Origin of the sequence: Marinobacter sp., from assembly GCF_034669625.1 — a bacterium.
In the GTDB taxonomy this organism is placed as follows: Bacteria; Pseudomonadota; Gammaproteobacteria; order Pseudomonadales; family Oleiphilaceae; genus Marinobacter.
In genome coordinates this window covers 1-9,830 of record NZ_JAXMOY010000031.1, presented here as the reverse complement: position 1 = coordinate 9,830, position 9,830 = coordinate 1, and the positions used below count along the sequence as shown (strand labels likewise).

General features: G+C 55.1%; 7 protein-coding genes and 1 tRNA gene. 1 reads left to right on the top strand and 7 read right to left on the bottom strand.

Annotated features, from left to right (window positions below):
* Window positions 1-51: 51 nt before the first annotated feature.
* The 3 genes from rpsF to rnr all read right to left on the bottom strand — a co-directional run bounded on the left by rpsF (window position 52) and on the right by rnr (window position 3,924).
* A complete protein-coding gene (gene rpsF, locus VOI14_RS15470) occupies window positions 52-468 on the bottom strand; it encodes a 30S ribosomal protein S6 (RefSeq protein WP_323752938.1) in 417 nt (138 codons plus the stop codon).
* A gap of 242 nt (window positions 469-710) precedes the next feature.
* The gene (rlmB, locus tag VOI14_RS15465) at window positions 711-1,448 is read right to left on the bottom strand and encodes a 23S rRNA (guanosine(2251)-2'-O)-methyltransferase RlmB (protein ID WP_323752937.1); all 738 of its coding nucleotides are present in this window, start codon (window positions 1,446-1,448) and stop codon (window positions 711-713) included.
* A gap of 25 nt (window positions 1,449-1,473) precedes the next feature.
* On the bottom strand, window positions 1,474-3,924 hold the full coding sequence (rnr, locus tag VOI14_RS15460) for a ribonuclease R (RefSeq protein ID WP_323752936.1): 2,451 nt from the start codon (window positions 3,922-3,924) through the stop codon (window positions 1,474-1,476).
* Window positions 3,925-4,178: 254 nt separating this feature from the next.
* Between rnr and VOI14_RS15455 the strand changes: the two genes are divergently transcribed.
* Window positions 4,179-4,265: transfer RNA gene (locus VOI14_RS15455), tRNA-Leu, on the top strand.
* A 122-nt stretch (window positions 4,266-4,387) separates the two neighbouring features.
* Here VOI14_RS15455 and VOI14_RS15450 read toward each other — a convergent pair.
* From VOI14_RS15450 to mpl, 4 genes are all read right to left on the bottom strand, one after another.
* Window positions 4,388-6,328 carry a hypothetical protein gene (locus VOI14_RS15450; RefSeq protein ID WP_323752935.1) on the bottom strand — a complete coding sequence of 647 codons (1,941 nt, stop codon included), beginning with the start codon at window positions 6,326-6,328 and terminating at the stop codon, window positions 4,388-4,390.
* Window positions 6,329-6,473: 145 nt separating this feature from the next.
* Window positions 6,474-7,613 (bottom strand): acyl-CoA dehydrogenase family protein, encoded by a 1,140-nt coding sequence (locus VOI14_RS15445; protein WP_323752934.1) that lies wholly within the window; start codon window positions 7,611-7,613, stop codon window positions 6,474-6,476.
* A 133-nt stretch (window positions 7,614-7,746) separates the two neighbouring features.
* Window positions 7,747-8,358: a flavin prenyltransferase UbiX gene (locus VOI14_RS15440; RefSeq protein ID WP_323752933.1), complete on the bottom strand. Its 612-nt coding sequence runs from the start codon at window positions 8,356-8,358 to the stop codon at window positions 7,747-7,749.
* A complete protein-coding gene (mpl, locus tag VOI14_RS15435; protein WP_323752932.1) occupies window positions 8,351-9,745 on the bottom strand; it encodes a UDP-N-acetylmuramate:L-alanyl-gamma-D-glutamyl-meso-diaminopimelate ligase in 1,395 nt (464 codons plus the stop codon). Before mpl ends, VOI14_RS15440 begins: the two co-directional genes overlap by 8 nt.
* Between the last annotated feature and the right edge of the window lie 85 nt (window positions 9,746-9,830).

Below are 9,830 nucleotides of genomic sequence, written 5' to 3'. Positions count from 1 at the left end.
CTTACGACGTCTGAAAAAACGAGCCATAACTTAACTCCTAACTCCGGTGAATTACTCTTCTTCGCCTTTGGACTCAGTGCTCTGGCTTTCGCCAGACTCAGCCGAACGGCGTGGACGATCTTCTCCGCCGGAACGACGGTCCTCACGGGACTCAGCGGCTTTCATCGGAGACAGATCAGTAACGGCCTCGTCGCGACGCAGAATCAGCTCACGGATGATGGCGTCGTTGAAGCGGAAGTTATGAGTCAGCTCGTCCATCGCAGCCTGTGAACATTCAACGTTCATCAGCACGTAGTGAGCTTTGTGAATCTTGTTGATCGGGTATGCCAGGTGACGACGGCCCCAATCTTCCAAGCGATGTACCTGACCGCCATCTTCAGTGATGAGGCCGGTATAACGCTCGATCATCGCGGGCACTTGCTCGCTCTGATCCGGATGTACCATAAATACGATTTCGTAGTGACGCATGAGTTCTCCCTACGGGTTAAACAGCTTTCGGCTCAGATGATTCCTTTCGGAACCGCTCCAAAGCATGGAAAGCAAGGAGGTGACAGCTAAGCTGCCGGCTTCTTTTTGCTTTGTTGACAAGGCTTTGTATGAAACTGCCAGATCAAAAGCGAGATTCTGATCCCCTGAATACAGGCAATACAAAACCACCCCTTCTAAAAGGGGTGACGTATTCTATGCCTACATGGGGTATCGTGCAAGGATTAACCGGTTCGTTGGCGCAGCGCTTCGTAAAGACAAACGCCCGTCGCCACCGAGACATTCAGGCTATCAACATGGCCGTGCATCGGAATGTTCACCAACTGATCACAGTGCTCACGGGTAAGACGGCGCATGCCTTTACCTTCAGCCCCCATCACCAGCGCCACCGGCCCCTTGAAATCAGCCTGAAACACATTGGCATCCGACTCTCCCGCCGTTCCGATGAGCCAAACACCCTGATCTTTCAGCTCGCGCAGAAAGCGGGCCAGATTGGTTACCCGAACAAACGGCACGGTTTCAGCAGCACCACAGGCGACCTTCCGAGCCACTGGCGTCAACGTCGCCGACTTATCCTTCGGCACGATAACCGCATGCACACCAACGGCGTCAGCGGTGCGCATGCAGGCGCCCAGATTGTGGGGATCAGTGACACCGTCCAACACCAGCAGGAAAGGCGGCTTATTACTTGACGCCAACTGCGCCAACAAATCCGCTTCGGTCCACTCGCGGCTTTCCGAGACTTCGGCAACCACACCCTGATGCACACCGGCCACGCGCTCATCCAATTCGCGACGATGAACAACACTCCAGCGCACTCCCAGGCCATCCAGCGCCTCGGTCACCGATTTTACTCGCTTGTCTTGTCGACCGGTTTGAATCCAAACACGCAGCAAACGCTCCGGCTCCCGCTTCAGCACTGCATCCACGGCATGCCAGCCAAATACATATTCCTGAGACACTAGCGATCAATTCCTGTGTTACTGGTTACTTGCGGCTCTTGCGCTTCTTACTGGCAGGCACCGACTTGTCTTTAGCACCCTTTTTAGATGCCTCTCGGGCCGCCTCGCTGGCCAACCGCTCTTTCGCGCTCACGGGCTTTCCAGACTTACCACGCTTACTACCCTTGCCGGCCCGATCACCTTTGCCACGCGGTTCTCGCTTGGCGATATCCAAAGCGTCTCGGTCAGCGGTACGTTTTTGAGGCTTGCTGGTCAGCTCCAGATCAATCTTACGATCCTCCAAACCAACCCGTACAACTTTGACTCGAACCTCATCACCCAAGCGGAAACTCACCGCCGTGCGCTCCCCGATCATACGGTGCTTCGCCGCATCATGGTGGAAGTAATCGCCACTGAGGGTCGACACATGCACCAGGCCTTCGATGTAGATATCCGACAGCTCTACAAAAAAGCCAAAGGGCACAACCGCCGCAATCACACCGTCATATTCCTCGCCCACGTGATCCTTAAGGAATTCACACTTGAGCCAGGCCATCACGTCGCGGGTGGCATCATCGGCCCGCCGCTCTGTCATCGAGCAATGCTCACCGAGCTGCTCAACTTTGGCATAATCGTATGGATAAGCGGCCAATCCAGCATCCAGCTCTTTAGGCGACACCACATCCTTTTGCACTTCAGGATTATGGATGCAGGACTTAATAGCCCGATGCACAATCAAATCCGGATAGCGGCGAATAGGCGACGTAAAGTGCGCGTAGCTGGCAAACCCGAGACCAAAATGACCACTCTCTTCAGGGCTATAAACCGCCTGACTCAACGAGCGCAACATGACCATCTGGATCACATGAGCATCCGACCGGTCAGCCACCTCAGACAGCAACTGCTGATAATCTCCCGATGTCGGCCGATCACCACCACCCAGCTGGAGGCCCAGCTCACTGAGGAACAATCTCAGTTTACCCAGACGTTCTTCGGATGGGCCATCGTGTACCCGATAGAGCGCAGGCATTTTATGTTTTTTCAGGAACCGAGCCGTCGCCACGTTGGCGCACAGCATGCACTCCTCAACGATCTTGTGAGCATCGTTACGGTGCACCGGAACGATTTCTTCGATCTTGCGCTCCGCATCGAAAACAACCTTTGTTTCCGTGGTCTCAAAATCAATCGCTCCACGCTCGGTACGCGCCTTGCGGAGCAGCTTATAGAGCTCATACAGGTTATGCAGGTGCGGCAACAAATCGGCGTAGTGAGCACTGAGCTGATAACCCTGCTCGGTATCAGGGTGCTCAAGCATGGCGCTGACTTTATTGTAAGTCAGTCGCGCATGGCTGCGCATAACCGCTTGATAGAAGGTATAGCCACTGATATTGCCCGCTGCGCTGATGGTCATATCCGCCACCATGCACAGCCGGTCAACACCCGGGTTTAGCGAACACAACCCGTTGGACAGTTTCTCCGGGAGCATCGGCACGACATGGTCAGGGAAATACACCGAGTTGCCACGTTCGAATGCCTCTTCATCGAGTGGCGACTCGGCACGCACATAGTGAGATACGTCAGCAATCGCCACCACCAGCCGGTAACCGCCACGAGGGCGCGGCTCACAGTAGATCGCGTCATCAAAGTCGCGAGCCGACTCATCATCAATGGTAACCAGCCGCATGTTGCGGATATCAACCCGGTTTACCTTGTCCTTCTCTTCAACTTCCGCCGGAATCGAAGCCGCTTGCTCACCCACCGCTTCAGGCCAGCTGTGCGGGATTTCGTAGGAACGAATCGCAACATCGATTTCCATGCCGGGAGCCATATGCTCACCCAGCACTTCCAACACTCGCCCAGTTGGCTGGGTACGCACGGTTGGCTGCCGCAGAATTTCGACAACCACATACTGACCATGCACGGCCGCTCCGACATTTTCATCCGGAATCAGAATTTCGTGATTAATACGGGCATTTTCAGGAACGACAAAAGCAATGCCGCTCTCCTTGAAGAAACGCCCCACGGTCTGCTCGGTTCGATGTTCCAACACCTCAACGATTACCCCTTCACGGCGACCACGGTCATCGACGCGATCCACTCGTGCGGCCACCCTGTCCCCATGAAAGACCTGACGCATCTGGCGTGCAGTCAAAAACAGATCGGAACTGCCATCATCGGGGATCAAAAAGCCAAAACCATCACGGTGACCGGAGATCTTGCCCGTTACCAACGCAGCCTCTTCAATCGGCAAGAACGCATTCCGACGGTTACAGATCAACTGCCCGTCACGGCACATGGCAATCAAACGACGGCGCAAAGCCTCTATGCCTTCCTCGGATGCCTGCCCCAGTTCCTGACACAGGGTTTCGTGGGTGGCAGGAGCGCCGCGCTCTTTGAGGTGATTGAGGATAAACTCCCGGCTCTGGATGGGGTTATCGTATTTCTGGGCCTCACGATCAGCGTGAGGATCCCCTATGTTTTTTTTCTTAGAAACCATTCGGATCCTTGTTGTTCAGGCCGCAAACACTGCGGCAAAATTCATCAATTCACACAGTATAACGTTGCCATCTTAAACCTGCATGACAAGGGGGACATTAATAAGCACAAATACCGTGAAAACTTTTTTTCGCTAAAACGTTTGACAGGTCAGAAAGGAATTATTAAAGTACGCGCCATCGGTTGAGGGGCACCCTTCAACTCTGGCAGAAACGCTAGTTTTCAACAAACATACAGCGCGACTGCAAATCACCTGCCGAGGTGGTGAAATTGGTAGACACGCTAGCTTCAGGTGCTAGTGGGGGCAACCCCGTGGAGGTTCAAGTCCTCTCCTCGGCACCATTTCCTCCCCCAGGAAATGGCGTAAACAAACACCTTCTTTATCAGTAGCAACAAGCCTATACGCTTGGTTTTCAATGCGTCTAAAAAAAAGCGGCAGCCATCTCGACTTACCGCCCTTCGAACTATTCCGACACTTCATCCTCTAAACCATTAATCAGGTAATCCGTGAGGGTCTTATACGCATAACTCACCTGCGCAAATGCGACTCCTGCGCTCTCCCGAACCGACTCCCCGCAGGCCGTTATAGGTCCGGCATGCTGAAACTCTGCCTTATGAATATAATTCACAGTTTCCTCGCTGACATCGTCTTGATCCAGCTTTAAGTAGGACAAATACCACTGAAAAGCGCCGTCCACTGAGTCGACCCGATCAAGACTGGCCACCGCCGAGTTCTGCACCGGGTACTGGATCAACCGCTGAACATCCAACTCCAGAGCTTGCCCTGAAGAGGACTTAGCGTAGCTCCGGTGATCATATTCGTAAGCGCCGCTGTAGCTATTATTTCCCGCAGAAATCGTTACATGGAACAACCGAGTCACATAAGGGATCTCTAGAAGAGCATTCTCATCCGCGGTCCCGGACGGCTCACACGCATCACCTGTTCCGGCCTCCCAGAACTGCTCCTCTCGCTTCAACTCGCCACTCGCTTCAATGCGATACCCGCTAACCCGGGCTCCTTCCAATTCCTCAGCCGGCGAATTCTCAAGCAAAAGCGAGATTGCCCTATCAGGAAGCCCTGACACTGACTCAACAACGGCACTCTTGTCCGACCAGCTCCACTCGATTTCAGCCATCCCATCCAGCTCCGAACTGTCCGGTTCAAGGCCTCGCGTGACCTGATGACACAACGTAACGGTGTCAAAGTAAGCTCTTTTGTTTGACCAATCGAAGACGATCCGCTCATGCACTCCGCCTTCGTCGTAAAGGCTTTTGCTAAGCCCCGACAGTGAAACACTGGGCAGCCACTGGGTTTTCAACGATGCCATGTAACCATCGACTTGAACCAACCGCATCAGCTCTGGCAGCGATGGTTCCATACAGCCCCGACTGGACACCGACAGCAACTGACCGTCTTCGGCATAGTCAAACGTCAGCTCGGCAGATGGGGCCAGATCTCTTGCGGGCAACTCGCTGGTGCTGTCGGTATGCGCTGACACATTCAAAGCTGCCAGAAGCACAGGGTTACCGAGTTCAATGGGCACCACCGGTAATTGCAGCGCGTCTGGATCCACATTGACATAACTCCCGCCGGACGCCGCACTATCTACCAATGCCACCACATCGGCAGCATTCTGAACCAACGAGATGCCGAGCAGCCGGACAGCTTCCTCTGACAAAAAGCGCTCCTTCCCATCACTACCACCTTCCGCCAGAAGCGCGTTGTAGCCATCCGGAATCTGGCTTGCCATAAAACGAGCCAGCGCCTGCGCGTAGGCATGAGCCTTGTCGTCACCGGCGAGAACATAATCTTGCAGCAAATTCAGCCCGCTCAGGTCGGCATATCGTTCCGGAGGAATGTTGCCAAGCTCAGGGCTTATGGAATTTCCGACGACAGCCCGGAATCGGGCCAGCGTGGTCAGTGGGGTCACGTTGGTAATACCAGGGCCGGCCGACATCAGGAAAGCGCGCTTTACCTCAACCTCACCGCTACGGGTTTCTTCCAGAGTTTTACCCGGCAACGCGAGCGCGTACAAAGGGTAATCCCTAGGGTCTAAATCCTTACCCAAACTGCCCAGCACATCGAGTTCAGAGATATCGAGCTCGAATCGGCCACCGGCGGCCGTCATTGCGGAGGGTTCGCCATTCTCCAAAGTGTGCGTCTCACCATTGGCCAATGCGATGTCGAGCGGGCCCGGGCTGTACTGTCCGTCGCCATCCAGATCCAACCAGACGCGGGCGTCCCGAAGGTAGCCATCGATAGCTCGTCCGGAATAGGGCGCAGGCTTGCTGTAGCCAACCCCGTCAAAATCACGGCCATCAACCGGCAACTGGTCTGACTCTTCGCCACAACCGATGAGCACTAACGTTAGCAGGGGAACGGAAAGACTGATCAGGCGTTTCATCACGGCAACCATTTATCCTTGTTAGAAGGTTGTGCCGTAACTGTAGGGAATACCGAAGCCGGAGACCTTGACCGGCTTGGCAAATTGTAAAGTTTGGTAAACGACAGCCCCGCCAAGATGACCGAGGCCTATCGTTTGAGGGTACTTAGAACGAGCGAGCGACGATTTCTTTCATGATTTCATTGGTGCCGGCGTAAATGCGCTGCACGCGGGAATCGGCCCACGCCCGGGCAATGGGGTATTCCCACATATAGCCGTAACCACCGTGCAACTGCACGCACTCGTCCATGACTTTGCATTGCAGGTCGGTGGTGTGCTGCTTGAGCATGGCCGCCGTTGGAATATCCAGTTTTTTCTCCAGATGCAGCTCCAGACAGCGATCCGTGAACACCCGTGCAGCGGTAATCTCGGCCTTCAGTTCAGCCAATTTGAAGCGGGTATTCTGGAACGCAATGACAGGCTTACCGAAAGCCTTCCGCTCTTTCACGTAGTCCAGAGTCCACTGCCACGCAGCCTCAGAAGCGGCGACCGCGGCAAGTGCCACTTGCAGTCGCTCGGCCGGCAGTTCACTCATCAACTGGACAAACCCTTGGCCTTCGCGGCCACCCAGAAGGTTTTCTGCCGGCACTTTCACGTCCTGGAAGAAAAGCTCGGAGGTATCCTGGGCTTTCATGCCCACTTTGTTCAGATTCTGCCCTTTCTCAAATCCGTCCCAGGCAGACTCAACGATGAGCAGGCTGGTGCCCTTGGCGCCTTCCTTCGGATCCGTTTTGACAACAACCACGACCAAATCCGCCAACTGGCCGTTGGTAATAAAGGTCTTGGAACCGTTAAGCAGGTAGTGATCGCCGTCTTTGACAGCCGTGGTCTTCACGCCCTGCAAATCCGAACCGGCACCGGGTTCGGTCATCGCGATAGCGCCGACCATCTCCCCGGATGCCAGCTTGGGCAGATAACGCGCTTTTTGCTCGTCAGTGCCATAGTTGTATATGTAGGGGGCGACGATGTCTGAGTGCAGACTCCAGCCAATGCCTGACAACCCGGCTCTGGCAACCTCTTCCATCACCACGGCGGAATAACGGAAGTCCGCCCCGACACCGCCGAATTCTTCGGGCAAGGTCGGGCACAGAAAGCCCAGTTCACCGGCTTTATGCCAAATCTCGCGACTGACCTGACCGTCCTTTTCCCATTGCTCATGGTGAGGCGCCGCCTCTTGCTCAAGAAATTTACGAACGGAATCCCGGAAACCATCAAGATCGGCATCAAACAAAGTACGTGGAATCATGGCAGAACCTCGCGTGTTGAGTTGGCTTGTTGTCATCTTCAACAAGTCTGTGGCGAGGGGGCCCTGCACTCAATGGTGAAAACCATCAATCGCTTTGGCCAAAACCAACGCCAGCGACCACCAGGCTCCATTTTTATTCACCCCAGCGAGGCACCAGCGTTTGCGGGAACCCCAAATGATCCAGAATCCGCGCCACCATAAAGTCCACCAGATCATCAACAGACTGTGGTTGGTGATAGAAGCCAGGGCTTGCCGGCATGATGACGGCGCCCATGCGAGTGAGCTTGAGCATGTTTTCGAGATGGACTTCTGAATAGGGTGATTCGCGCAGTACCAGAATCAGCGGTCGGCGCTCTTTCAAGGCCACATCGCCAGCACGTTCAATCAGGTTGTTACTGGCACCGGTAGCCAATGCCGAAAGCGTTCCGGTACTGCAGGGGCAGATCACCAACGGGGCTTTTTCGCCAGAACCGGAGGCCGGAGACGAAAACCAGTCTTCGCGCCCAAACACCTGAATCTGACCCTCTTCGGCACCGGCATAAGCGGTGAAAGCCTCGGCCATGGCCGGCGGTGAGCCCGGCAGGCGAAAGCTGGTCTCAGTGGCAATCACAATCTGCGCTGCCCGGCTGACCATCACATTCACCCGGCAACCATTGGCCACCAGACACTGAATCAAACGCAACGCATACTGGGCACCGGACGCTCCGGTGATAGCAAGATTAACGACCTGCGGAGCCTCAGCCACGTACTTTCTCCAATTCCGCTACCAGTTTACGGTGAATACCACCAAAGCCACCATTACTCATAATGACAATGTGGCAGGTTTCCGGCAGCTGTTCCAATGCTCGGGCGATCAGCACCTCCACAGAACACTCGACACTGTGATGATCCAGTTCGCCGTGTTCTGCCCGCCAGCTTTCCACCAATTGCGGCAACCAATCCATCTCACTCAGATTGCCCCACAGCACACGGTCTGCCGCAGCGGTGCTGGGAATCAGGGTTTGCTGATGCACGCCCTGTTTCATGGTGTTCGACCGGGGTTCGATAATCGCCAGAATGGGTTCGTCGCCGACTTGATTCCGAAGCCCTTCGAGCGTGGACGTAATTGCCGTAGGGTGGTGGGCAAAATCATCGTAGACGGTCACGCCACCCACTTCACCCACCAGTTCCATGCGGCGCTTCACACCGGAGAACCGGCACAGCGCCGCCACCGCATGATCGGGCGTGACGCCCACATGGCGTGCAGCCGCAATGGCCGACAACGCGTTGCGGACGTTGTGCTGGCCGGTCAGCCCCCACTTCAACACGGCCACCGGCTGTTCGTGGTGAATCACCATAAACTGGCTGCCATCTTCCCGGAGCAATTCCGCTCGCCAGTCGGTGGTGCGGGAAATCTCGCTGCCAATGGCGGTGTCCTGAACCGGGCTCCAGCAGCCCAGGCCCAACGCATTATCCAAATGGTTATCAACGGCGGGACGAATAATCAGTCCTTGCGAAGGCACCGTGCGCACCACGTGATGGAACTGGCGTTCAATGGCCTCAACACTGTCAAAAATGTCGGCGTGATCGTATTCCAGATTGTTCAGAATCAGCGTATTCGGGCGGTAATGGATAAACTTGGAGCGCTTGTCGAAAAAGGCACTGTCGTATTCATCGGCTTCAATCACAAAGAAATCGCTGCTACCCAGCCGCGCGGACACGGGAAAATCCTGCGGCACACCGCCCACCAGATAACCGGCATCAAACCCGGCCTGATCCAGAATCCATAACAGCATGGACGTGGTGGTAGTTTTACCATGGGTGCCAGCAACGGCCATCACCCACCGATGCCTTAATACTTCTCGCGACAGCCACTCCGGGCCGGACATATAGTCGATGCCACTGTTAAGCACCGTTTCAACTTCCACATTGCCGCGGGACATCGCGTTCCCGATCAGTACCAAATCAGGCTTGGGCTCCAGATTCTCCGCTCGGTAGCCTTCCATCAGCGCTATACCTTGGGCCTCAAGCTGCGTGCTCATGGGGGGATAAACACCTTGGTCGGAACCGGTCACCGTATGACCCAACTCCCGCGCGATCACGGCCAAACTCCCCATGAACGTGCCACAGATGCCCAAAATATGTATATGCATTAGGGTATTGCCTCCGATTTGAATCCTGCCAAGCCTCTACCATACTTTCTGCGGGGTCAAGAGTCGGCATCCCCTCATGAAAAAC

What these genes read in the sequence shown, in the direction of transcription:
- VOI14_RS15450 (WP_323752935.1), bottom strand. Translation starts at nt 6,328, where the DNA reads ATGAAACGCCTGATCAGTCTTTCCGTTCCCCTGCTAACGTTAGTGCTC.
- rnr (WP_323752936.1), bottom strand. Translation starts at nt 3,924, where the DNA reads ATGGTTTCTAAGAAAAAAAACATAGGGGATCCTCACGCTGATCGTGAG.
- VOI14_RS15445 (WP_323752934.1), bottom strand. Translation starts at nt 7,613, where the DNA reads ATGATTCCACGTACTTTGTTTGATGCCGATCTTGATGGTTTCCGGGAT.
- rpsF (WP_323752938.1), bottom strand. Translation starts at nt 468, where the DNA reads ATGCGTCACTACGAAATCGTATTTATGGTACATCCGGATCAGAGCGAG.
- mpl (WP_323752932.1), bottom strand. Translation starts at nt 9,745, where the DNA reads ATGCATATACATATTTTGGGCATCTGTGGCACGTTCATGGGGAGTTTG.